This is a genomic window from Planococcus sp. 107-1 (assembly GCF_021513255.1).
Classification (GTDB): Bacteria; Bacillota; Bacilli; order Bacillales_A; family Planococcaceae; genus Planococcus.
Genome location: NZ_CP090977.1, coordinates 2,666,882 through 2,690,991 on the forward strand (window position 1 = coordinate 2,666,882; position 24,110 = coordinate 2,690,991).

19 protein-coding genes and 2 pseudogenes are annotated in these 24,110 nt (G+C 45.9%); 2 read left to right on the forward strand and 19 right to left on the reverse strand.

Annotation, left to right across the window (positions count from 1 at the left end):
- Nucleotides 1-13: 13 nt before the first annotated feature.
- The 12 genes and pseudogenes from L0M13_RS13780 to L0M13_RS13835 form a co-directional block, all read right to left on the reverse strand.
- Nucleotides 14-2,197: a 5'-nucleotidase C-terminal domain-containing protein gene (locus tag L0M13_RS13780; RefSeq protein ID WP_235197048.1), complete on the reverse strand. Its 2,184-nt coding sequence runs from the start codon at nucleotides 2,195-2,197 to the stop codon at nucleotides 14-16.
- A gap of 98 nt (nucleotides 2,198-2,295) precedes the next feature.
- Nucleotides 2,296-2,772: a VanZ family protein gene (locus tag L0M13_RS13785; protein WP_235197049.1), complete on the reverse strand. Its 477-nt coding sequence runs from the start codon at nucleotides 2,770-2,772 to the stop codon at nucleotides 2,296-2,298.
- Nucleotides 2,773-2,868: 96 nt separating this feature from the next.
- Nucleotides 2,869-4,280: pseudogene (locus tag L0M13_RS13790) on the reverse strand (alanine/glycine:cation symporter family protein).
- 122 nt (nucleotides 4,281-4,402) lie between these two features.
- Entirely contained in the window at nucleotides 4,403-5,437 is a 1,035-nt protein-coding gene (locus L0M13_RS13795; protein WP_235197050.1) for a CAP and S-layer homology domain-containing protein, read from the reverse strand.
- 133 nt (nucleotides 5,438-5,570) lie between these two features.
- Entirely contained in the window at nucleotides 5,571-6,665 is a 1,095-nt protein-coding gene (locus L0M13_RS13800; RefSeq protein WP_235197051.1) for an amidohydrolase, read from the reverse strand.
- A pseudogene (locus tag L0M13_RS13805) lies at nucleotides 6,666-7,788 on the reverse strand (mandelate racemase/muconate lactonizing enzyme family protein).
- A 342-nt stretch (nucleotides 7,789-8,130) separates the two neighbouring features.
- Complete coding sequence (locus tag L0M13_RS13810; protein WP_235197052.1) at nucleotides 8,131-9,087, reverse strand: nuclease-related domain-containing protein; 957 nt, start codon at nucleotides 9,085-9,087, stop codon at nucleotides 8,131-8,133.
- A gap of 489 nt (nucleotides 9,088-9,576) precedes the next feature.
- Nucleotides 9,577-11,190, reverse strand: coding sequence for a M20/M25/M40 family metallo-hydrolase (locus L0M13_RS13815; protein ID WP_235197053.1), 1,614 nt, complete (start codon nucleotides 11,188-11,190; stop codon nucleotides 9,577-9,579).
- A gap of 15 nt (nucleotides 11,191-11,205) precedes the next feature.
- The gene (locus tag L0M13_RS13820; RefSeq protein ID WP_235197054.1) at nucleotides 11,206-12,366 is read right to left on the reverse strand and encodes an aminotransferase class I/II-fold pyridoxal phosphate-dependent enzyme; all 1,161 of its coding nucleotides are present in this window, start codon (nucleotides 12,364-12,366) and stop codon (nucleotides 11,206-11,208) included.
- Nucleotides 12,367-12,565: 199 nt separating this feature from the next.
- Nucleotides 12,566-13,477, reverse strand: coding sequence for a DMT family transporter (locus L0M13_RS13825; RefSeq protein WP_235197055.1), 912 nt, complete (start codon nucleotides 13,475-13,477; stop codon nucleotides 12,566-12,568).
- Nucleotides 13,478-13,505: 28 nt separating this feature from the next.
- Nucleotides 13,506-14,966 (reverse strand): sodium/pantothenate symporter, encoded by a 1,461-nt coding sequence (gene panF / locus L0M13_RS13830; protein WP_235197056.1) that lies wholly within the window; start codon nucleotides 14,964-14,966, stop codon nucleotides 13,506-13,508.
- Nucleotides 14,963-15,232, reverse strand: a complete 270-nt coding sequence (locus tag L0M13_RS13835; RefSeq protein ID WP_235197057.1) for a YhdT family protein — start codon at nucleotides 15,230-15,232, stop codon at nucleotides 14,963-14,965. Before L0M13_RS13835 ends, panF begins: the two co-directional genes overlap by 4 nt.
- Before the next feature lie 346 nt (nucleotides 15,233-15,578).
- Here L0M13_RS13835 and L0M13_RS13840 point away from each other — a divergent pair, with 346 nt between their 5' ends.
- Nucleotides 15,579-16,490: a C40 family peptidase gene (locus L0M13_RS13840; protein ID WP_235197058.1), complete on the forward strand. Its 912-nt coding sequence runs from the start codon at nucleotides 15,579-15,581 to the stop codon at nucleotides 16,488-16,490.
- Nucleotides 16,491-16,609: 119 nt separating this feature from the next.
- On the opposite strand, the gene L0M13_RS13845 is transcribed toward L0M13_RS13840, so the two are convergent.
- From L0M13_RS13845 to L0M13_RS13875, 7 genes are all read right to left on the reverse strand, one after another.
- Entirely contained in the window at nucleotides 16,610-17,917 is a 1,308-nt protein-coding gene (locus L0M13_RS13845) for an efflux RND transporter periplasmic adaptor subunit (RefSeq protein WP_235197059.1), read from the reverse strand.
- The gene (locus L0M13_RS13850) at nucleotides 17,910-18,527 is read right to left on the reverse strand and encodes a hypothetical protein (protein ID WP_235197060.1); all 618 of its coding nucleotides are present in this window, start codon (nucleotides 18,525-18,527) and stop codon (nucleotides 17,910-17,912) included. The genes L0M13_RS13845 and L0M13_RS13850 overlap by 8 nt, the downstream gene beginning before the upstream one ends.
- 318 nt (nucleotides 18,528-18,845) lie before the next feature.
- Complete coding sequence (locus tag L0M13_RS13855; RefSeq protein ID WP_052650706.1) at nucleotides 18,846-19,067, reverse strand: DUF2187 family protein; 222 nt, start codon at nucleotides 19,065-19,067, stop codon at nucleotides 18,846-18,848.
- Between the two features lie 355 nt (nucleotides 19,068-19,422).
- Nucleotides 19,423-20,346, reverse strand: a complete 924-nt coding sequence (locus L0M13_RS13860; protein ID WP_235197061.1) for a S66 peptidase family protein — start codon at nucleotides 20,344-20,346, stop codon at nucleotides 19,423-19,425.
- A gap of 41 nt (nucleotides 20,347-20,387) precedes the next feature.
- Nucleotides 20,388-21,212 carry a M55 family metallopeptidase gene (locus L0M13_RS13865; RefSeq protein WP_235197062.1) on the reverse strand — a complete coding sequence of 275 codons (825 nt, stop codon included), beginning with the start codon at nucleotides 21,210-21,212 and terminating at the stop codon, nucleotides 20,388-20,390.
- Between the two features lie 526 nt (nucleotides 21,213-21,738).
- Entirely contained in the window at nucleotides 21,739-22,194 is a 456-nt protein-coding gene (locus L0M13_RS13870) for a hypothetical protein (protein ID WP_052650704.1), read from the reverse strand.
- Nucleotides 22,195-22,299: 105 nt separating this feature from the next.
- The gene (locus tag L0M13_RS13875) at nucleotides 22,300-22,656 is read right to left on the reverse strand and encodes a hypothetical protein (RefSeq protein WP_235197063.1); all 357 of its coding nucleotides are present in this window, start codon (nucleotides 22,654-22,656) and stop codon (nucleotides 22,300-22,302) included.
- 339 nt (nucleotides 22,657-22,995) lie between these two features.
- On the opposite strand from L0M13_RS13875, the gene L0M13_RS13880 reads away from it, so the two are divergent.
- On the forward strand, nucleotides 22,996-24,099 hold the full coding sequence (locus L0M13_RS13880) for a hypothetical protein (RefSeq protein ID WP_235197064.1): 1,104 nt from the start codon (nucleotides 22,996-22,998) through the stop codon (nucleotides 24,097-24,099).
- The last annotated feature ends 11 nt before the right edge of the window (nucleotides 24,100-24,110 follow it).

The window sequence follows — 24,110 nt, forward strand, 5'->3', positions numbered from 1 at the left end:
AATTGAAAATAAATTAATTAGCTGCAGCTGGATTTACGTCCGTGATGCGGCCTTCTGTTTTCGGTGTAACTGAACCGATTCTTTCCAATTCTTCTCTTAAGTTTTCCCAATCTGAAAGGCCTAGATCTGTTACGCGCCCTTCTTCATAAGCTTTCGCAAAACCATCGAAGCCGTCGCCGCCTTTAGCAGTGAAAGCATTTGTTGCAACTGTGTAAGTCGTAGCATCTGCAATAGCTGTCAACGTACCGTCTGCATTTTTCAATGAGATCGAAACGATGCGCTCGCCTGCCGGTTTAGAAGAATCGAATTTCACTTCTGCTCCAGATACGTGCAGGAATCCGCCATTTTCTTTCGGATACTGGCCAACACTTGTTTCAAATGCATCTTTAAGTTCTGCACCTGTCACTTTCATCGTTGCCAATGTGTTTCCGAATGGAAGAACTGTAATGATTTCACCAACAGTGATCGGTCCAGCATCAATTCCTGCACGGATTCCGCCGCCGTTCTGGAATGCCATTACGACATCTTTGTTGTATGTTTTCGCTTTAGTCAACATACCGTCTGTAATGATGTTCCCAAGAGCTGTTTCGTTTTTACGGACACTTGGCGCTGCTGGGTTTTCACCCGTACGCGGAGTTTCAAGGGCTGCTGTTGCAGTCGCTTTCGTTTCAGTTTCAGAAACTTTCTTCACGCCTTCTTTATATGGTGTCAACACTTTTAATGCTGCTTCGTCTTCAGCCAATTTACCGACTTCGATCAATTCTCCGTCATGGCTCATCACAACGCCTTCGTCATCGAACTTAACGTCCAATGTCCCTAAGTTTTCGCCGTACTGTCCAGTTTGAACAATTACAGTCGGTTCTTCTTTAGTTCCCGCAACGACCGGTGCAGCCAATTTTGTATGGCTGTGCCCGCCGACGATTACGTCAATTCCTTGGACGCCTTTCGCCAATTCCAGATCGTTGTCGATTGTCGGGTTATCGTCATAGCCGATATGCGTCAAAGCGATTACTTTATTGACGCCCATTTTTTCGAACTCATCGACCATGTCTTGTGCTTCCTTGATGTAGTCTTCATCAAAAGAAACAAGTTCCGGGCTTGCAATGTCTTCCGTCTCTTTCGTCGTCAAACCGAAAATCCCCACTTTTTCGCCATTCACTTCTTTGACGATTCCTGTGTAGATATTCGCTTTTTCAGGTGCAGAAGAAATTTTCGTTTGGAATAGGCCATCGAATAATGGATCTTTCGAGAAATCTACGTTCGCTGAAACGAACGGGAAGTTCGCTGCTTTTACGAATTCCTGCAGCGCTTTATGGCCTTCAGGCGATGAACCCAAGTCGAATTCATGGTTCCCGAAAGTCATTGCATCGAAATTCATCAAGTTCATTAATTTAACGTCCGCTTCTCCTTTGTATTCGTTGAAGTAAAGTGTTCCTGAGAATACGTCACCTGCATGAAGAAGCAAGGAGTTCGGGTTTTCTTTGCGGAATTCTTTTGTTGCCGTCACCAATTTCGCTGCGTCATCTAAATGCGCATGAGTATCGTTCACGTGCATCACCGATAAAGAGAATGTGTCATCTTCCAAAAGGAATTGGGCTGTACGGTGAAGGAAAAGAGCTGCTTCTCCGCGCGTTACAGCAGCATTCGAACCGAATTGCGTAGCGGTCTTGCCGACTGCCAGTTTATTCTTCACTAATGCGTCTACGTATTTCGCAAAACGCTCGTTTACGTCTGTAAATTGTGTTTTCTTCAAATCATCGTTGATTTCCAATCCAGCTGCTGTAGCTAGGATTTTCGCTGTTTCGTTGCGTGTCAACGGATCGCTTGCGCCAAAACGTTTCGCCGATTTTCCATCGATGAACCCTTTTTCAGCTAATGCATCCACTGCCCATTTCGCGCTAAGCGGAACGTCTGTAAATCCGGAATCTGCGTATTTGCCAGCTGAAGTATAGCCGAGTGCACTCGCAATCATTACTGCTGCATCTTGGCGCTTCACGCTGTGATGGGTACCATACGTTGTTGCTGTTTCACCTTTTACGATTCCGAGATCAAACAAAAATTGAACTGCTTCTGTATAACGGTCCGGCACATCAGTAAATTTCATCTCTGCCGCTGATGCTGGTGAAACCGCTGTTGCCACTGCCGCGATCGCTACTGCTGAAGCGACAAACTTTTTGTTTTTCAAGACATTTGTCATGTGTTCTTTTCCTCCTTAGGGAATGGGTTTTCTCATGCATCTCTACTTTACCAAATTTGTGACTTACGTTCTATAGAATTTGCGTAATTTTTACAATCTTACAACAGAGAATGTTGTTCTTTTCTCCTAGCTTTTATTTTTCGCAGTAAATATAAACAGCTGAGCGCAATGACGGCACCCGAAGTATCGAGCAATACATCCGTTGCCATTGGGCTTCTGCCGCCAGTTAGCGCCTGATGCCATTCATCCAAAACAGCAATCATTGCTGTTGCCGGCAAAGCAAGCCACCATATTTTCTTTGGCACCATATTGGCGATGGCCAGTGCGATGAGACCGAAAATGGCTACATGTGCGCCTTTTCTTAAAAAGAATTCGATGAATAAATAATAGCCCCTTTCTTCAATGGAAATGACACTTCCCCAATACGTAATTTCCAGTGTGCTGAGCAAGGAATAAAACGGCATGGAAGGAAAATATTGCTCGAGCACAGGAATCAATGATTGCTGTTCATAGGTTTGGCTTGATGAGATAAACAACACAATAAATAAGGCGAGGAAGATTAATAATTTTTTCATACATAAATTGTATCATCAGTTAAAGCGGTTTTTACATTTTTTTCCGCAAAAAAAAAGCACATCTGCAATTGCAAATGTGCTTTCGTCAAACTTTTATTAATCTCGATTATGTTCTCCCCAACATTCGGTATTCTTTAAGCCAGGGATATTTTTCGCAAAGAATTCCGGATTCTTGCCAGCTTTCCGTTGACTCATGTAATCGCCCAGCACTTTGAATGCCGTCTTTCCAAGAATCGCAATGACAACCAAGTTGATGACAGCCATCAGCCCCATGAACAGATCGGCCATATTCCAAACCACTTCGACTTTCGCCAAGGCACCGAACATGACCATCGCCAATACGCCGACGCGGTAAGCGGTCAACCAGTTTTTATGGGCATTGATGAATTCAATATTTGTTTCTCCGTAATAATAATTTCCGATGATTGAACTGAATGCGAAGAATAGAATCGCTCCAGCCAAGAAGTAAGGCGCCCAATCCCCAACATGCACGTTAAGGGAGGCTTGGGTCAACAGGATGCCTTCCTGTTCTCCTGTTTTGTAAACGCCAGCTAAAATGATGATAAACGCTGTCGCTGAACAGATCACGATTGTATCGAAAAAGACCCCAAGGCTTTGCACAAGCCCTTGCTTCGCCGGATGCGAAACATTGGCAGATGCGGCAGCATTCGGAACTGAACCCATACCGGCTTCGTTTGAGAACAATCCGCGGCGCACTCCCTGCATGATCGCAATACCGATTGCTCCGCCTGCAGCTTCTTCAAGCCCAAACGCACTTTTCACAATTAATGAAAAGACGGCTGGAATTTCAGTGACATTCATAATGATGACGTATAATGCCACTAATATATAAAGAATGGCCATAACCGGAACCAATACTTGCGTAACGCTTGCAATCCGTTTAACTCCGCCGAAAATGACCAAAGCGGCTAGAATGACCAAAGCGACGCCGACTGTCCAATCTGGAATGTTGAAGACATCCCCGAATGATGCGGCAATCGTGTTGGATTGTACAGAATTAAAGATGAATCCAAATGCCAAAGTTAAAAGGATGGCAAAAATGATGCCGAGTTTACGGTTGCCTAGCGCCATTTGCATATAATAGGCAGGGCCTCCACGGAATTGGTCTCCATCTTTAATCTTGTAGACTTGCGCTAATGTACTTTCCACAAAAGCGGTCGCCATCCCGATTAATGCCACAATCCACATCCAGAAAACGGCACCTGGTCCCCCTATAGCAATGGCGAGTGCCACTCCCGTGATATTCCCTGTCCCTACGCGGAAGCTGTAGAAATCGTAAATGCCTGGAACGCGGAAACTCCGCTTTCTCCGTCCTTTTTCTCTGTGATGACACGGAACATTTCACCAAACAAACGAATCTGCACAAATTTTGTCCGGATGGTAAAGTAAACGCCAAGCCCTAATAAGAGCGCAATCAGTATGTACGTCCATAATAAATCATTGCCTTCATTGACAATCCAATTTAAGCCATCGATAAATGCATCCATATTAAATCTCCTCTTATTCGTTTTGTAAATATGTATCTATACCCTAATATACCAGTGAGAAACGGATTGCTTATGTATTTGTAAAAGTGAAAAAATCCTCTGGCAAAAGAGGATTTTCCACTTTAGTTGATCGCGAAGAGGTGAACCCAATACGGAATGCCATCTTCGTCTTCAACATAGCCCACTCCAATCGATGTGTAATCCGGAAGCAGAATATTGTCTTTATGTCCTTTTGATTCCATCCAGGCATCCATCGTTTCGCGGGAAGATGCATAGCCAAGCGCGATATTCTCGCCTACCTGATTGGTCGGATAGCCGAAATGCACCGCCATTTCCGAAGGTTTGCCGTAAAGCGGGGAAACGTGGGCGAAATAGCCATTGTCCACCATATCTTCCGCTTTCAATTGTGCGATTTTCGATAACGCAGGATCTTCCTTGACCATCTTCAATCCTTTTTTCGCCCGTTCTTTATTGACCATGGCGATTGTGTCGAAAGCGACTGAATTGATGCCGGAATACAATTTCAGGGTAGCATCATACGTAATGGATTTTTCTTTGACGCGCTGATCGAATTTCAGTGCCCTTTCCGTAAATGCCGCTAGCTGCGCCCGTGTTACCGAAGCTCCCGGCTGGAATGTCGTACGTGTTACGCCGTAGGAAATGCCGATTTCAGCAATTGTGATGATGTAATCATGTGCCCAAAAATCTTTGGATACGTCCTGATAAGATACCAAGTGATTGGAGTCTACTGTGATGCCAAAACCTTTGATGAGGATCTTCGCCATCTGCGCACGCGTCAATGCAGCTTCCGGATTAAATGAGCCCGCATCCGAAAAGATCCCTTTTTCCGTTAATGCATTGATCTCTTTATAGGCATAATGTGAAGTGGGAACATCTCTGAATTTCGCTTTAAAGCTGGTCTTCCCATCAATTTTCAAGGCTTTCGCCAAAATCATTGCTGCCTGTGCCCGGGTGATTTCTTGATTAGGCTTGAAACTGCCGTTGGAATAACCTGTTAAGATTCCTGAATCCGATAAAGTATGAACAGAATGATATGCCCAATGCTTTTTTGATAAATCGGTGAAATGATGTGCACTAACCGTCATTGGCATGAGAAATAGGAAAAGGATAATGGCAGCTGACAGATATTTTTTCATTCATACACCGCCCTTTCTTTGATGTTATTGCCCAGGAAATAGCTGGTTTTCGATGTGTATTATTTCTATACCCATTTTCACATGCTTTTTACACCAAAATATTAAAAAAGCCCTTTATTTTAACAAAAATAAATTATGTTCTTTTAATTGTTTCTGCGAGTACGCGTGCACCGATATCGAGCGCGCCATGGTTGAATTCCATATCCGGATGATGCAGCCCCGGACTCAAGTCCGCACCGATCCCTAGCATGGCCGCTTTCAATTCCGGCTTTTTGATCGTATAGAAATGAAAATCGTCCGCCCCCGTCGTATCGATAGGTGCAGCCGTCTGCTCATCCCCGATAACGGCACGGATTGCGTCTTCTGCGATAGCCCTTGCCTCTTCTGACACTTCAGCTGCCGGTGTATAATCCGTCCACTCCCATTCCAGGTCTATGTCGTGGAGCATTTTAATCGATTCAAAGCCGTTATCGATCCGGCTACGCAGTTCGTCCATCAACCCATTTGACTGAGAACGGACATCGAGTGCAAAGGTCGCATTTCCTGGGATGATATTCAAGCTGTTTCCGCCGGCTTGGATATTCGTCAGTTTCACCGAATACGATTCAAATGGCGAGAAATAAATGGTTTTGATAAATTGATGGATTGCCGCGATGACGTCAATGGCATTGCTGCCCTGATGCGGCCGTGCACCGTGGGCATCGCTTCCGCTAATCTTCCCTTTCAGGAAAATACCTGAACCGTGATGGATGGCCGGTGCGACTTTTCCAAATGGCAATTCTTCGATCGGACGCAAATGGACGCCGTATAGATGGGAGACCTCATCAAGTGCGCCTCGCTCAATCATGGCAAGCGAACCGTTCCCTTGCTCTTCTGCCGGCTGGAAGATAAAACGCACACGTTTCGTTAGCGTTTCTTCTTTCAAATACAGAAGCGCACCGAGCACCATTGCCATATTCGCATCATGTCCACACGAATGGTTGGCTTGGACCGTACCTTTCACTTCTTGCCAAAGTGCATCGATGTCCGCCCGTACAGCGATCACGTCTTGCCCTTCCCCAATCTCGGCAATCAATCCGGTAACGTCATCGAATGTCTTATACGGAACATTTAACGCTTCCATGATCTCCGCCAATTTTTTCGTGGTCTCGATTTCTTTCCAGCTCACTTCCGGATATGTGTGGAAATGGTGGAAGTATTCTAAGATTTCCGCTTGATGGTTCGTCATTCAGACACCTCCTTCAACGATGCAAGAAGCAGTTGTCAGCTTTTCCAATTGTGCTTCGTTTACCTCAATGCCTAGCCCTGGATTTTCCGATAGATGGACGTTCGGCAATTGGTAATTCAGATTGCCGATCTCTTCGTTGAAAAGCAGCGGACCGGTCAGTTCGGAACTTTGGATGTTGCGGCGCGCCATCACGGCATGATAGCCGGCTGCAGATCCCACGGAAGATTCAACCATCGATCCGATCTGCGCGATGATGCCTGCGCTTTCGGCCGCTTTCGCCATTTGGATCGCCGGGAAGATGCCCCCGGACTTCATCAGCTTGATGTTGATGTAGTCAGCCGCTTGGAGCCGGATGATTTCGAGTACATCTTCCATCGTCTGGACGCTTTCATCTGCCATGATCGGCGTCGACGTTTTCCGGCGGACTTCAGCCAATCCACGGATATCGCCCATCCGGATCGGCTGCTCGATCCATGTGAGCTGTGCTGCATCGAGCTGGTTGATCACTTGGACCGCATGCCCGACCGTTTTCCATCCTTGATTGACATCGATCCGAATCGGCATCGATTTCCCGACCGCTTCGCGTACCGCGTAGATGCGCTCGATGTCTTTGGATGAATCGGGTCCTCCCACTTTTAGTTTCAAGCTGCTAAAGCCTTGATCTACTGCAAGCTTCGCTTTTTCCGCCATGACGGCCGGCTCTTCAATGCTTAAAACTTTCGGGTATTGGAGCTGCTCATGCGCGCGTCCGCCGATCAAGTTGTAGACCGGCTGGTTCGCCGCTTTCCCCATCAAGTCGTAGCAAGCGATATCAATCGCCGCTTTCGCCGCTTGGTTGCGGACAATCGCACTGTTCATGAGGTGATGGATGTTTTCAATATCGAACGGGTTTTGCCCGATAATCTGCGGAATCAAAACCGTCCGCAAAATTTCATACGCTCCCCGCTACTTGTTCACCGGTCACATGTTCGTCCGGCACCGCTTCGCCGTAGCCGACCAGCCCCGTGTCCGTTTCAAGTTTGACGATGATCGCCGGCATGTTCGGGTACGTAGCGTAGGAAATGATGAATGGTTCTTTTAATGGAAATTCAACTGCGTGGATATGTGCTTTCGTAATTTTCAACGCTTCTGCCCCCTTGGTTTATGTATAAGGTAAATTGTACACAGGATAATTGTTCGGAACAATGAGGATTCAGTAGGGTTTAGGGTGATGGAGACCGCGTTTGTACGGCTGGAAATATTTTCTTCATGAAGTATGAGGGTTTGTTCTTACATTATCTCAGTTTGTTCTTACACTATTTTAATTTGTTCTTACACTATACCGCGTTCTTCTGACACTATTTTATTTTCTTCTTACATACCCACGTTTTAACCCTTAGATGCCTAAGCCAGTTGCTTCGCAATCGGCCCTTGGTTCGCTTGCAGCGAACGAAAAATAAAAACCTCCACAAAATATGCAGAGGTTTTATTGCCACTTAAAATTTTCTTTTGGTTGATAGGTGCGAAAACATCGACTGCCGGATTCCTCTAGTTCCATACTTTTCAGTATACGCCTAGCAGTATCCGGGTCCCTTAACCCAAGGAAATTCATGCATTCTTTTGCAGTGATGGTCGATTTGAAAATCATAAACCATTCATCTAGCGCTTTTAAATACGCATCTCCGCTAAAATAATTACAAGTTTTGCAATGCCATCTGCGGTTAATCTTATTCATCTTTTTCACCCGACACTGTTCGCAAAATATGCCGTTTTCTATCTCGTGGAGAGCTATATTGAATTTGGGGGCTAGCGGGAAAGGTTGATAGGATTGGTGCATGGAGAGGAGAAGTTGTCCGATGGCATTCATTTGCTCGAGGGTAATGAGGGGCTCCATACTTTGATTTCGATGAAGCTGGACCATCACTTCGTCGGCTTTCCATACATTTACGCCGGGCGGAACACCTTCCATTGTCTGGGACGGATATGCGAGGACGATGGCCGTTTCAATTTTCAATGGATAGCTGAAGCGCTTCAGCACCTTCTCCATTTTGATCTTGGCCGTTTCCGCTTGCACCACCGGACTTTTAAACGTTTTTTCTTGGCCATTTGCCAAAGTTTGGTGCAAGCCGCTCGGATTCGTGGTGAGACGCAGCTTCCCGGACATATTCTTCACTTCTAAAATCATTAGGAAGCTTTGCGTAATCAATAAGGTATCGATTTGATTTTTCTCTGGCAAACTTAAATCATGGATGAATAAATGCGGATATGGCGGATCGAAGAACGCCAACATTTTGTCTAATCGTTCTTCTCCGCCTATTCCCGCTTGAGCTCCTTTAAGAACGTCAGAGATTGTATTTCTCATCGGATGTTGAAGTGACATCCGCCTCAATAAAGCTTCGTATCCTGCAATCTTGATCGGCTTTTCCCTGTGTTTAATGATCATATTTCACACCTCCTTCTGTAAGTTTAGCAGGTAGGGTTGATGCATTCCATAAATATCCAAATTCCATTTTTGATTACGATATACGGGACAAAAATGAGATTTGAATGGTTTCTATTTGGCGATTTTTTATTTCTACTTTAATTGTGTCGCTTTGTACTTTAATTGTGTCGGGTTCTACACGAACTATGTCCATTTCTACTTGAACTAATCCGCCGCCTACCTGAATTGTGTCAGTTTCTCTCACAAAACCTAATCGCCTAAGCCGCCCGCTCCGCAGCCGGCCCTTGGTTCGCTTGCAGCGAACGAAAAACCAATTTGTGAGAAGATGCTGTTTTTCTATGGACACGAATGGCTTATCTATCGACACTGGTTCACCTTCTATCGACACTATCTACCTTTCTTATCGACACTAGCTCCACTTTCAATGACATTAGCTCCTCCCCACACAAAAAAAGAACCTCCACACTAAGTGGAAGTTCCCTCTTTCATTCAATGTCTGCTTTTCACGGGAATCGACAGGATCATCTCTTCTAGCAGCACTGGCATTTCTTCGAAGGTGTTTTTGATGTGCAGGCGTTCGGTGCGCTTGTGGGCGTCTTTGCCGAAGGGGCCGACGTTTAGCACGGGTGCTTTGAGTTCTTTCATGGTTTGGAACGGGATGCTGTAGGTGTCGCCGTAAACGGGTGTGTTCCGTTCGTAGGTGACCCAGCCGTCGCCTTGGTCGCCGTAGTTGACGTAGCTCAAATCCGAGATGCCGTTGAAGTAATGGATTTGCTGCATTTCCAACCCGAATTTATTCATCGCGTTGGTTGTGACTTGTTCGACGCATTGCTTGACGAGTTCATCTTCTGAAGAGTTGACGGCTGGGTAATACGGCGGCGCATAAAGCAGGACGATCGCCGGTGTGAGTTCCTGGCAGTTGATGAGCAGGATGTCGACGATGTGCATGGATTTCTCGCGGACGTCCCATTCCGGATGCATCAAAGTATCGTACAGGGCTTCGTTGACGTAGTCGAAGCCGAATTTGCCGATGGCATAATCCATCAATTCCTGGTAGCGCATGACGCGGATTTCACCGACCGGCTCCACGCCTTCACGTTCACACATCGCCAAATAATCGCGCGTGCAATGGGCAGCGGCGTCTTTCGCCACTTGTTCGAAAATCTCGAACACTTCTTCCGCGTTGCGCTCCATCATGAAGACGTTATACATCGCGCTCGTGCGATACGGCGTCTGCGCGGAGTATTCGTGTTTGATGTCACGCTGCGTCAAGGTTACCGGCAGCGGCGTTGCTTCGCCGTAGACGGTTTCTTTGAAGCTCGGATTCCATTCCATCCTATGTGTCAAATAGGTCGAGATATAGCTCGATGTGATACCGGAGAGCGGTTCGCCGACATGCGTTTCCTTGCCGTAGAACAAAGCGGACGGCATGATTTTGCCGATTGACCCCGTATAGAGGTAATGCGCGGTATCGCCAGGCTTCATGGCGAAAACCGGTTCACCATTTAGGAATAGAATATATTCGAGTCCGTGCTCACGCTCGAGATCCAATAGTTTCGAAACGCCGTAGCGCATGCCGGCTGAATTCACTTCTTCGTCCGGCACGGTCATTAAAACAAGATTGATCGGCCAGTTTTCATCGGCCGCTTTTTCAATCATTGCCATGTGGAGCGCGAGCCCCGCTTTCATGTCCATTGTGCCGCGGCCAAATAAATATTCACCGGAATCGAGGTCGGCCTGGGCTTCCGGATCAAGTTCATCGCGAACCAATTTCAAGGCTTCGCCGAGTTCAAGCGGCTGGCAAGCAAGCGGCTCCAAATCCCCATACTCACCCGTATGGACCGTATCGAAATGGCTGATGAGCACAATTGTGTCGATCGCCTCCGGATGCTTGTAAAGCGCCGTCACGTATTGGCGCCCCCAATTGACTTCGCCGAGAAACAGATGGTCCGGATGTTCCTGGAAATAGGGAATCATCTCCAATTCCTCTTTTAGCCGATCGGCAAATTCCACTTCCCCTTCGGTTAGCGTCATGCTTTTCCAACTTACCAGTTCACATAACAACTCTTGCAATTTATCGGGTGTCCCCCACATTAACGCCATTTCACTTTCCCCTTTCTATTGGTCCAAAGTCTTTAGCCAAGCCGCCATCCGCTCCATTGCCTGTTCCAACGTCGGCATGGAGTAGGCGTATGAAATCCGCAGGAAGCCTTCGCCGTATTCGGTAAACGCCGTTCCCGGCACTGCTGCAACTCCCGCTTCTTTCAATAAACGCGTGGCAAACTCGAACGAGCTCATGCTATATTTTGCGATGGAAGGAAAAATATAAAATGCACCGTTCGGCTTCACCACTTCAAGCCCCATCTCGATCAATTTTCCGTAGACGAATTCCAAGCGCTCCATATACGCTCGATTCATCTCCGCTGGTAAATGGCGGTTGTTTTTCAGCGCTTCGATCGCTGCATACTGCGTCGGAACCGACGCGCATACGGTATTGTACATATGCACTTTCAATATATGCTTCACGTATTCCTCCGGTCCAAGCAGAAAGCCCATCCGCCAGCCTGTCATGGAATGCGATTTCGACAAGCCGTGAATCAGGAACGTCCGGTCTTTGATCGCGTCAAAGCAGGCGAAAGATGTATGCGAACCGATAAATGTATTTTCGCTGTAAATTTCATCTGTCAGCACGAAAATCTCATGATTCTTCAATTCTTCCACAATCACTTCCATTTGCTCTTTCGTCAAGGTCACGCCTGTCGGATTGGATGGAAAATTAAACAAGATCGCTTTGGTTTTATTGGTGATCAACGCTTTAATCGATTCTGCAGTCGGCACGAGCCCTGTCTTGGAAGTATCCAGCAAGACCGCTTTGCCGCCGTTCAATGAAACAAGCGGTTCGTATCCGGCAAAGCAAGGCGCCGGAATGATGACTTCGTCGCCTTCGCAGAGAATCGTCCGGAACGTGGCATCGAGTGCTTCGCTGGCACCGTTGGTTGCAATGATTTCCGTTTGTGGATTGTATGTAAGATTATAAGTATCGCTGAAAAAAGACGCAATTTCCTGCCGCAGTTCAAGCAGGCCGGCGTTATGGGAATAGCTCGTCATATCGGCCGTGATCGCCGCTTTTCCGGCTTCTTTGACTTTTTCTGGCGTCGGGAAATCCGGTTGGCCGATCGTCAAATTGATGGCATCGGGATAATCGACCAATTGGTTGAAGAATTGGCGGATCCCCGAAATCTTCAGCGCTTCCGCGCGCGGATTTAATTGTAAGGACATATTTATGCGCTCCGTTTCACGTTTTGGCTTTCCTCTATTATATTGCAATAAATGAGAAAATAAAGGGCAGCGGGCCGGGAATCCTTGTGTCATTTTTCACAATTTCGCAAACCGCTTGGGACGCTAGACAAATTCAGCACTTCCTGAGATTAAAAAAATCCCATCCGCCGTCAACTGACAGCAAATGGGATTTCCTCTTTTATTCAACCCGTTTTCTTCTTTTCCGCAGCAAGTCTTCCGCAGCGCCTGAACCGAATAGCACGCCGATGATAATCAGCACGAGGCCGTAAATATGGCCGCTGGTGATTTTTTCACCGAGGATGACGGCTGCTCCGACGAGAGAAAACAAGGTGTTCAAATTCATGAAAATCGCGGCTTTTGTTGGTCCAGCTTGTCCAATCGAGTAGTTGTATAGCATATGCCCCATCGCTGTCCCTATGATTGCGGAAAAGACAAAGCCCAGCCAGAAAATCGCAGGCATGTCTTTGAATGCCTGGATTTCGCCTGGTTCTTGAATCAGGGAAATGACGAGCAGCACGACGGAACCGAGAACAAACATATAGCCTGTCAACACACGCGGATCCATCGAAGCAGCTGCTTTCGCGATGACGATATAACTGAAGACCTGCACCAAAATTGACAAGAAAACAAAAACGTCGCCGATGTTCATGCCGGAAGCGGCTTCGTTGCCGACGAGTACCGTTGCTGATACGCCGGCAAGACCGACAAAAACACCGATCCACTGAAGTTTCGACGGATAGCTTCGCATGATCAGCGACACCAGTACCGCCGTCAACATCGGCCCAGTCCCAAGAATCAACCCGGCATTCGAACCGCTCGTAAGCGATAATCCGCTTGATAGGAAATAATGATGGCCGACAACATTCAGCAAAGCGCCGAGCCCGATGTATTTCCATTCATTTTTCTTTGGCCATCTTAACAGCCGCATGGCAGCCAGTATGGCCATCACGGCAATTCCGGCGAGCATGATCCGGAATGCTGTCAGCGTGATGGGATCGACAAATTCAATCATGTATTTAACGACTGGCAGGTTGATTCCCCACATGAACATGACAAGCGTCAATAAGAGATAGATTTTCCATGGTTTCAAATCAGAAGACCTTCTTTCGCCTGCCGGATTATTTCGCAGCCCTCACATTGTAATCATATGCTGTGCGCCCTATCAGCAAACTGAATGCGATAAAAGCAACGAGTGAAAGCAGAACGGGCAGCGTCACCGTATGGACGCCAAACAAATTGCCATTCGCAGTATTGTAGAGATGGAGGAAAACGTAGCTGCCGATCCCTGTTATCATCGACGCAATCGCTCCGTATTTATTGCCCCATTTCCAGTACAGGCCGAGAACCACCGGCCAGATAAACGCCGCTTCCAAACCGCCGAATGCAAATAAATTCAGGAAGATCAACAGGTCTGGCGGATTTAAAGCGAGCAGGAAGACGATGATGCCGAGCGCTCCTGTGACGCCGAAAGATAATCGTTTGATTGATTTCAGATCGGCATCCGGTTTGATGTAATTCAAATAAACGTCTTTTACAATTGAAGAACTGACCAGAATCAGCAACGAATCGACCGTCGACATGATGGCTGCCATTGGAGCCGCAAGGACAATACCGGCAGCCCAAGCTGGCAAGGTTTCAAGTGCAATTAAAGGGATGACTTTATCGCCGATATCGATGCCTGGCAAGATTGGACGGGCAAAAACGCCGATCAAGTGCATATTGAGCATGATGAATCCGGTAACTACGGTTCCGATGATCAATGCCCGGTGCATCGATTGCGAGTTTTTATAAGACATCGCACGCACGGTGATTTGCGGCAAGCCCACAACTCCGACTCCGACCAGAATCCAGAAAGAAGAGACATACGCAGCGCTTAAATTGCCATCCGCTCCGTAAGGCGTTACGAGATTCGGGTTTTCATTCAGCAAATCCGCCATGATGTTCGGAATGCCGCCGCCTGCGATAATGACCGCAATGAGAAGAACCAAGGTCCCTACAAACATGACGGCGCCTTGGACCGCATCTGTTACAGCCACTGCACGGAATCCGCCGATGGTCACATAGACCAGCACGCTGACCGCAAAAATGAATAAAGCCGTGTTATACGGAAGACCCGTCAGCGATTCGACGAGACGCGCACCGCCGATCCACTGGGCAGCCATCGCAGAAAACAGGAAAATGATGATGCTGAGCGCCGATAAAATGACCACCCATGTGCTGTTATAGCGGGCTTTTAGAAAATCGATCATCGTCACCGCTTGATAGCGGCGCGCCATGATTGCAAACTTTTTGCCGAGGATCATCAAGACAAAATACCCGGTGACCACTTGCGTCATGGCAAGCAATACCCAGCCGAAACCCATCGTATAGGCGGTTCCGGGACCACCAAGGAAACTGGAAGCACTGCCGTAAGTCGCAACCATCGTCATCGCAAGTACGAAACCGCCTAGCTCCCGGCTCCCGAGGAAATAATCATTGATGAAATTTGAACTGGAAGAAAGTTTGGTGCTCGACCAATAGCCGATCGCAAAAATGATCAATAAGAAAACAAACATTGGAATGATAACTGCATAATTCATCGATCATCGTCCTCCTCATCAAAAGGTACTTCCACAAAGAAAAATTTGACGATGACGATCACTAAAACGACAATCACCAAGAAACCCACTACGCAGCTCCAGAAAAACCAATCGGGCAAACCGAAAACGTAGCTGTATTCTTCAACTGGCCGGCTTCCCATTCCATATGCGAATCCGAACCACCAGACAAAATTGAATAAAGCCAGTCCCAAGCCGATTAACGCTTCCCGGTTCGCAATTTTAAATCGCCAATCCGTTTCTTTCATTTTTTTCACTCCATTCTATAGTCTTACTTCCTATTTAGTCTTTTGGCACAATTTCTTGATTTTAAAAGTATGAATCCATTTCCTTTTTCTTTCATCAAAACCTTATTAAAATGACCTTTTTCTTATCTTATCATTTATTACTTATGTAAAATATCCTAAAAATCTATTGACTGAATATTCTTTATCACATATATTAAGAAAAGCACAAGCACCCATCTAGCCTCGACAGGCTTAAGGCAGAACACGCAGGAAATCCTGATTTCCGTAGTGGGCTGACTTAAGACCCCGAGAGGCTGGGTGCTGAAGTCTGGACACCAAAAAACATCTTACCTTTGGAGGTTGAAGCATGAAGCAACAATTACTGTCCGGTGTATTGGCTATCGCTCTATTCTCCACCGTCTCTCTTCCCTTGGCGGAAGCCGCAACGTATAAGGTACAACCTGGAGATACCCTTTACCGAATTGCACAAAAACACAAAGTAAGCGTCGCAGATTTAAAATCGTGGAACAAGCTCAGCAGCGACTCCCTCTATGCCAACCAATCCCTCAACATCGGGAATGCGGTGATCGCAGCACCGAAAAAAGTAAAAAATCCGGTGAAGGCGAAAGTGCCTGTTAAAGTAAGCGCTCCAGCGCCAAGTACCGGCACAACCACTTACATAGTCAAAAAAGGCGATTCGCTTTACAGCATCGCTAAGAAATACGGGGTTACGGCTGACCAGATCATTGTTTGGAACAAACTCGCATCCACGAACCTGCTGGTCAATCAAAGCTTGAAAATCGGCAATGCCAAGCAGCCTTCTAAAGTGGTCCCGGTATCCGCTGAAAAACCCACTCCGGTTCCCGCTCCTGCACCGATTGCAGCGCCTGTCGGCAATCAGGCAAGTTCCGTTTATGCAGCTGCTTTGAAAATCGCCTATTCATTAGAGCGTACACCTTATGTATTCGGCGGTGCAAGCCCTGCTGGCTTTGATTGCAGCGGATTTATCTATTATGTTTATTCCCAGGCTGGATTAAAAGTTTCCCGCACAGACAGCGTCGGCTTTTACAACCTTTCTTCTGAAATCGCGAATCCCGCAATCGGGGATTTGGTCTTTTTCCAAGATACATATAAGCCAGGCATCTCACATATGGGCATCTTTGTCGGCAATAACTCCTTCATCCATGCCGGCAGCAAGGGAATCGAAGTCTCGAATTTGGATACGCCTTACTGGAACCAGCATTTCGTTGGATTTAAACGCCTTAAAGCTTTGAAATAGGCAAATATTTTATTCAGTTCTTTATTATGTAGTTTTTCTGCCGTGCAGGCAATCCTTTCTTTTATCGTTAAACATAAAAACCCCCTTGGCCGCAACTGCAGCCAAGGGGGTTTTCGTGCTTATCGCGCAAGCAGATATTCTACATAATTACGCCAGTTCGTATTTTTCGCGAACTCAAAATCCGGCTGTTCGCTTGGGAACGGCATGAAGACTGCCGGTGGCGAAGTGAAATTCTCAAGTGTGCCGTCTGTTACAACGACTGCACCTGGAACAATGCCTTCCGACAATACGGCTTTGCCGTTTAAATCAAAATTGATGATGACCGGTACAGCAGCAGCGTAGCCTTTTTCTGTTAAGGCGTTCACCGAGCCATTCATATCCGTCCGATCGAAAATCCATGTTTCCGGCAAGGCTACAGCATCCGCCGCCTCGTTTGTAATAATCGAAGCGTTGGCTTTACTGCCAAACGGCATGCTTGCTTCAATCGGTTCATCGGTCATGATATGCACTGCATAGAATGCGAGCGGATTTTTCTGCTCTTTCGGATCAAGTGTCCGGTAAGCTTCCAGCCATCTTGTTTCTTCAGCAGGGACCTGTGATTTTTTCAATACCGTGGCCGGCATTGCTTTCCCCATGCCTTCCGCATGAACAAAAACCCGATCCTGTTCAGAAACGTCTTGCCATTCGTCTTCTAATACATATGTCACAAATGATCTTTCATTGGAATAAATTTCAATGCTTAGCGGTTCAGCATTCCGCTGGATGGAAGATACGACACCTTCCACCGGGCTGATCAACGCCGGATTTGAAACACTTTGAGCCAATTGTGCTTCCACAACGGCCAATTTGGAATCAATTGCTGCAAGCTGCTGTTCTGCTTGGGCGATGCCCGCTGCATACGAGCCGTCTTGCGGCACTTCTACATCCACTCCGACTGAAAGGTCGACATTCAGTTCAACGGTATCGCCTTCTCCGTTTGTGACGGTCGAATTATCTGAAGCATCACTTGATTCCGAGCGGCTTTGCTGGCTGGAGCGAGCCGATTCAAGCGAAGATTTCGTGCTTTGGACTTCTCCACGCTCTTGCAGCAATGCATCTCGTTCAGATTCCCAAATTGCGCGCTGGTCTTCGGATTCGGCTTCGTTCAACATCGCCAGTTCAGAACCCGCTTCAATCACGTCACCTTCAGAAACAAGCCATTGTTCAATCGCTTCTGAGTCTTGAACGTAAATTTGCGTCGTGCCAAGCGGCTCGATCAATGCTTCTTTCGCCAATTTCTCCGTATACGTATTCGTATAAGCCCGTTCGTATTCACTGACATATACGTCTTTTGCCAATATGCTCTTGTCGCCGAACATCAATAAGGCGTTTGTCGCCAAAAATGCGGTGACGGCGATGGAAAGGCCGATGAAAAAGAATCTATTCAACGGAAGCGCCTCCTCTCGTGAAATCGGCAATGATTTCATCAAGCGGGATCAAGCTGAATGAGGCAACTGCCAAAGCCACGACCACGTGAATGAGAATCAATGCAAATAAAACCTTTTTCGGTGAGTATTCCGAGAAACTGCGAACGTAACGGTATTGCACAGCAATGATCAGCGCTGTGAAAAGCGTCAATTGATTAAAGAAGAATGTTAAAAATGGTACATCAAGGAACGAAGCCGCCATCGGGCCAAACGATAGCATCGAAACCGGCAGCGTATAGCCGACGACTGCGAAAATCACGAATGTGATGGCTTTTTCGATGAGTAAAAGGGCCAGCACATAAGTCTGCATGACCAATGCCGCACGCCAAGGCATCTTCGTGATGCGAGCGAATAGATAAGCCACTCCGTAAGAATGGAATGCCAAGTAAAGTCCTGCCCAAATCAAGGTGCCGGCAAGCGAAGTCCAACGTGCCAGCGTATATGTATCCCATTCGCCTGCAGCTAGGAGAGGCGTCAGCGACGACGTATTCATCCCCCAGATTTCACGCAGCGCAAAAACCAGCAAGCCTAAAACGAAAATCCAGGCAAGCCGTTGATTAAATCGTCTCATCTCCGATTCGTGCAAATTATGTATAAGTTCTCCCTGTCTGGTAAAATAATGCCAGAATTTAAAATCAAATATCATGCGGTGTGATTCCTTTCGGTGCAAATGATGGTTCTGCATACTTTACTTTACCAAAAAACACGAATGTTTGAAACGCAAAACCTGCCACATTTTTCAATATCCAACGCTTTGAGCCAAAAGGCATAGAATAAGCACCAGAAAACTGAAAAAATGCCAAATGGTTCGCAGGCTCTTTCCCTTTAATTCGCTTAAACAATCTTTTCTTAAAATAAAAACCTTCCGTCGAAACGGAAGGTTTAAATCTTAGACGATTTTGTATTTCTTATGTGAAATTACGGTCATATTGGATGCCGCACCAATTTCTTTTGCATCTTCCGGCGAAATCTCGACGATTACCGAATTGTCCATGATTTTAAAAATGGTTCCATTGACTTCCACACCATTGCGAGTGAAGGAAATCCATTCGCCAATTTTGCGAGCTGCTACAAATTCAGAAACTTCTTTTTCATGTGGTTGAAATGCCATCGTTATCCTCGCCTCTCTTTATAGAAACAATATCTATTCATTATAGCACATTTTATAGAAGATTTCACGTCTGAAGATGCGCTTGTTTAGAGCCGCACTTCCGCTTTTCTTTGTGTCCAGCTACAGTGCCCAGCCCCTCGGGATCTCAAGCCAGTACACTTCGGAAATCAGGATTTCCTTCGCGTTCTGTCTTAAGCCTGTCGGGGCTAAACGGGCACCTCCGCTTTTCTTTGTGTCCAGACTCCAGCAACCAGATTCTTGGGTCATAAGCCAATCCGGCTGTGCGGCTTGAAATACGCCGCTTCGCCAGCTCGTCTTATGCCCGGCGAATCTACACGGCTGCTTCCGCTTTTCTTTATTCTACTCCAGGAAGAATGGTCAACGTTTTTTCATTCGCATCAAGTCTTGCCTTTACGCCGAGCGGTACGGAAAAATGCGGTTCACAGTGGCCGATTTTGAATCCTTTTACGACCGGGACTTTCATTTCCTTAAAGTAATCGTCTAACACTTGATCCAGAGTCAACGATCGTTCCGGCTTTTTCGGTTCTGCATTCTTGAAGTCTCCAATAACCACTCCTGCCACGTTATCGAATTTCCGTGCCATGCGCAGGTGATTCAACATTTCATCGATTTGATAAGGCTCTTCATCAATGTCCTCGATTAATAAAATCTTGCCAGCCGTCTCCAAATCAAATTTAGTGCCAATCGCTGAACGGATCAAAGATAAATTCCCGCCCACAAGTTCCCCTTCTGCTACGCCATTTGTCAACGCAGTCAAAGGTGAAATTTCATCGGAATAAAATAATTCAAATGGCGCAAACAGCTGCCCGAACATCCGCGCACTGCGTTCATGGAACGTGTCTTTCCCTACATCTGAAGCAAGCATCGGGCCGTGGAACGTGACAAGGTCTGCATATTGGCCAATGGCCGTATGTAAAAACGTGATATCGGAATAGCCCCAAAACACTTTCGGGTTCTCCTTGATCATTTGAAAATCGATATTTTCCGTGTAGCGCGCTGCCCCGTAGCCGCCGCCGGCACAAATAATCCCGGAAATTTCAGGGTCTTCAAACATCGCATGAAGATCCGCTAACCTTTCTTCATCACTGCCTGCTAAATGGCCATGTTTCGCTTCAACTGACTTCCCCATCTTCACTTTTAAGCCAAGCTCTTCTAAAAAAGGCAGAGCTTTTTGTAAGTTTTCCAGATTTGGCGGGCTTGACGGTGAAATGATGCCGACCGTATCCCCTTTTTTTAATCGTTTTGGCATTGTGCGCAATTCCATTCACTCCTTGTTCTCTTTTATTTTTCTAATCGTTCTTAGCAGAATTTTGCTTGATCCGCGAGCTCTGTCATGACGAGCATTGCACGGTAAGCTTCCACTATATCTGTAGCCTGGAACCGTACAATCGTTGTGCCTTCTTCAAATTCACAGCCCGGCATCATCGCGGCCAGCTCCGCTTCACCGTAATTGGTGAATTCAATCCGCAAGAGCGGCGACTCTGGCGGTACGAGCGGCGCCACATTTCCCCGGTTCTGAATCGCTTCTTTGGTCTTTTCCTTCAATAAATGCTGGGCTTTTTTCGGATGAAGGGTTTTCACCGCAGAACGCGTTATAGTTTCTTTCACTGCTGCTGTGACGACATTCGGGATAAGCGCTTCCGCTTCCCGGCAAGCACAATCATCGCCAGCGACTAAAAGCACAGGCACCCCGAAATGTCCCGCTACATAAGCGTTAAAGCCGAGCTCCCCAATTTCCGTTTCATTGATCCACATGGAACGGACCGCAAAAACCATGGCATGCGACATGACGCCTTTTTGCCCGGCACGTGCATGGTAGCCAGCTAACAACAAGCCGTCGAAACTGGAATCCAGCCCTTCTACCATCGAAAGCATCTTGACTCCACCCGTGATCAATTCCGCTTCTTCATGCAAATCTTCCGCAATGAGATTATTCATTTTTGAATGGCTGTCGTTAATGACAAACCGGGTAGCCCCTCGATCGTATGCTCCGTGGATAATGGCATTGGCGTCCTGCGTCATCAGGCGGCGGCCGCGTTCATAATTCAGCTCACTAGACATAACGTATGTATAATCCGGAAGCGCCGTAACGCCTTCCATATCCATCGACAAATAGAATTTCATATCGGCTGATTTCCTTTCCTTTTAACTTCTTATTTACAAATGTAGCAATAGCAAGCTCTGAATACAATCGCTATCTCTCCTCCGAAGCATGGAAATCCTATTATTTTAGCCAAATTATATGAAAATAAATAATTATTTTGAATTTTTAGTCATTTAGATGCATGACGGATTTTACAAGTTGCCTTATGATAAAAACAAGCTATAAATAACAAGGAAATCGCAAAAGAATTTCCGCTATAGCACACTAGATCTTCTAAAAGCAAAGGAGCGATTGCAGATGAATTTTGAAAAAGTATTGGAACTGGAATTAGGAGATCTAGCGTTAGGATTAGTTGGCTCGACGGGATTTTTGGTCATGCTGACAATCTTCACAGCTTTGTGAGAGGTGACTTATGAATAACCCCAAAGAATAAAAGCCCTTTTCCGCATATCCGGGAAATGGGCTTTTGTTCGTTTTCGCACATTTAAAAACGCCTGCTCCTTTTTATTGACCGGGGCAGGCGTTTATCCATAATCCTTATCCACTTTACAAACCTCCATTTTGTTGTTCTTCGAGCAAATGATGGAACATTTCTTCATTGCGCTCTGATAATGCATAGTCGATCATGCGGTTGAAGTTTTCTTTTTCAAGAAAATGAATCGCTTCTTCAGCTTCTTGCTTCGCTTGGTCGTTCACTTCCAGCAAGCCCGCTCTTTCTTCCTGCAAAATCGCTTGAAGGTGCGTATGGATATCTGAAACTAGCAGCAGTTGATAAAGCGGCAAACGGATGAAACGGTTTCCTTTCTGGAACACAAACACTTCAGAAAGGTTTTCCACTTGGAAAGTGTTTAAATTGACGACAATCTCTTTTCCTTCTACCGGAATAAAGTGAAACAGCTCATCATCTTTCATAATTGAAAAGTATTGATAAGCAAAGACGAATTTAATCAAATGATCTTCTTTCTTTGTATAAAAAGGCTTCATCAATTTAACGTGCAGCATGACACTCCCCCTTTATAAGAAATTAGAATATTCTTACTACGTTAATCATACCATGAATTTGAGGTTTCGGATAGAAAAAAGCACATCAGAATCAGTCTAACCAAATTATTTTTCTATTTTCAAAAGGGCAGGCAGCACCAAAAAATGCAATTGATCAGGATTGATATGAAGAAATAAGGAATCAATGAAATAGTAAATAAAATCTTCAAATTCCTGTTCATTTAACTGTCCCCTGTAAAAGACGATGCAGTTGTTTTTAAAATCGAGCCGCACGGCTTTTAAAGGACGATAAGATTTTTGTTTTCCGGTAAATACATAGCTGTCATTTAGCGGCAATACCTTCCAAGCAATTTTTCGATACTCGTTGTTGGCAATCAATAGAAATAATTCAAATCTTTCCACATCTTCTTGTTTTAATACATACCCAAAATTCGGTAACTCCAAAACATAAGAATTGATCATTTCTATTCCCCTCTCAATTGGCTGTGCTTATTTTAAACTGTTCATTCATACTGCAAACTTCGTCTGAAACTGTCCTATCTATCGTTGTCTTAACAGAAAAAAGTGCATCGTTTCCCCCTAAGATTCGAATTGTGGTCGGTGCCGTCTAGAGCCTTGTTTCTTCGCCTACCTGCCTACCTGACAGCATTCGTAATGATTTCATCAAGAAAATAACAAATAGAATTAAAGGATTAAAAGCTAAATACCTAAACAAAGACGGCAATTAACTTTCCTTCATCGTTTACGGAGGAGCTGTAAAGCCGTATAATAGAAGGAAAGTTTTATTTTGGGGCGATGTAAATGGCAACAGTTCAACATTTGGCAAAACGTTTTGATGATACGATCCACAATTATATGGCTGCTATCGACGACTCACTCAATCCATCTCGTGAAATGGATGAGGAAATGGTTCGAAAAGCAGTCTTTTTAGTGCGCCATGATGGTGTTCAAATTCTGTCGTTCAACGAAGAACGGCTCCTGCTCGAAGCCATCGTAAAAGACGCTCATACAGTTAAAGTCGTTTTGAATTTCGAAAAATTAACAGCAGTTTGTGCGTGTCCGCAGGAAGAGAATTGCCGCCATAAGCTTGCGGTTGTTTTCTCGCTCTACCAAAAAATCGGCTCGTTATCGGAATGGGTAGCCCAGTGGCGTGCCCGTCCAGCAGAACAGCTTAATTTATTGACCGATAAACGGTCTCCTGTGCAATGGGTTCACATCATCCGCAATGCGTGGCGGGAACCGGTTCCGGATTACACGAAACGCAATTATTTCTATTTCGAGCAGCTATATGACGGCAGATTGAAAAATGCCTTGTCCTTCGTTCCGCTTGAAAGAGAATGGAAAGTATTCTACCGCACATACGCCCATTTGATTTCTTTGATGGAAGTATGGGAAACCTATATTGCGGGAACTCAGGAAGTGCACCATTCATTCTTTAAAACTTGGTTCGATGATGAATTGCATGCGCTCCGCGATTTGCTGGAGCAATTGCGCATTCAGCACCGGACATTTGAAGCGGACGCTTTTTTGGAACATTTGAGAAACCTGGTACATGATTTTGTTACCGTAAAAGACGGATCCTTTTCACAGCGCTTTACGGTTTACCAATTATTCTGGACCTCATTATTTACAACGGCGAAACTCCGTAAGGAAGAGCTTGCTTCATTTGTCCGTCCAGAACCGCGGATTGAAGCATTTTTTGCCATTCTCCTTGGCGAAGATGTAAAAGCGAAAAAACTGTCTCCGGATGAAACCCCGGATTGGGTGCAGCTTGCCACCCTCGCAGAGAGCGAAACCCATGAACAAGCATTGACTGCCATTTTGATGTCAATCAAACCGAATGTTAAAACCTTCCTTTTTGAAGGTCTATACACTCAATACCGCCACCAATATGTGCGGTTTTGAGCAGGTTGTTT

What these genes read in the sequence shown, in the direction of transcription:
- L0M13_RS13780 (WP_235197048.1), bottom strand. Translation starts at nt 2,197, where the DNA reads ATGACAAATGTCTTGAAAAACAAAAAGTTTGTCGCTTCAGCAGTAGCG.
- L0M13_RS13785 (WP_235197049.1), bottom strand. Translation starts at nt 2,772, where the DNA reads ATGAAAAAATTATTAATCTTCCTCGCCTTATTTATTGTGTTGTTTATC.
- L0M13_RS13795 (WP_235197050.1), bottom strand. Translation starts at nt 5,437, where the DNA reads ATGAAAAAATATCTGTCAGCTGCCATTATCCTTTTCCTATTTCTCATG.
- L0M13_RS13800 (WP_235197051.1), bottom strand. Translation starts at nt 6,665, where the DNA reads ATGACGAACCATCAAGCGGAAATCTTAGAATACTTCCACCATTTCCAC.
- L0M13_RS13810 (WP_235197052.1), bottom strand. Translation starts at nt 9,087, where the DNA reads ATGATCATTAAACACAGGGAAAAGCCGATCAAGATTGCAGGATACGAA.
- L0M13_RS13815 (WP_235197053.1), bottom strand. Translation starts at nt 11,190, where the DNA reads ATGGCGTTAATGTGGGGGACACCCGATAAATTGCAAGAGTTGTTATGT.
- L0M13_RS13820 (WP_235197054.1), bottom strand. Translation starts at nt 12,366, where the DNA reads ATGTCCTTACAATTAAATCCGCGCGCGGAAGCGCTGAAGATTTCGGGG.
- panF (WP_235197056.1), bottom strand. Translation starts at nt 14,966, where the DNA reads ATGAATTATGCAGTTATCATTCCAATGTTTGTTTTCTTATTGATCATT.
- L0M13_RS13835 (WP_235197057.1), bottom strand. Translation starts at nt 15,232, where the DNA reads ATGAAAGAAACGGATTGGCGATTTAAAATTGCGAACCGGGAAGCGTTA.
- L0M13_RS13840 (WP_235197058.1), top strand. Translation starts at nt 15,579, where the DNA reads ATGAAGCAACAATTACTGTCCGGTGTATTGGCTATCGCTCTATTCTCC.
- L0M13_RS13850 (WP_235197060.1), bottom strand. Translation starts at nt 18,527, where the DNA reads ATGAGACGATTTAATCAACGGCTTGCCTGGATTTTCGTTTTAGGCTTG.
- L0M13_RS13855 (WP_052650706.1), bottom strand. Translation starts at nt 19,067, where the DNA reads ATGGCATTTCAACCACATGAAAAAGAAGTTTCTGAATTTGTAGCAGCT.
- L0M13_RS13865 (WP_235197062.1), bottom strand. Translation starts at nt 21,212, where the DNA reads ATGAAATTCTATTTGTCGATGGATATGGAAGGCGTTACGGCGCTTCCG.
- L0M13_RS13870 (WP_052650704.1), bottom strand. Translation starts at nt 22,194, where the DNA reads ATGCTGCACGTTAAATTGATGAAGCCTTTTTATACAAAGAAAGAAGAT.
- L0M13_RS13875 (WP_235197063.1), bottom strand. Translation starts at nt 22,656, where the DNA reads ATGATCAATTCTTATGTTTTGGAGTTACCGAATTTTGGGTATGTATTA.
- L0M13_RS13880 (WP_235197064.1), top strand. Translation starts at nt 22,996, where the DNA reads ATGGCAACAGTTCAACATTTGGCAAAACGTTTTGATGATACGATCCAC.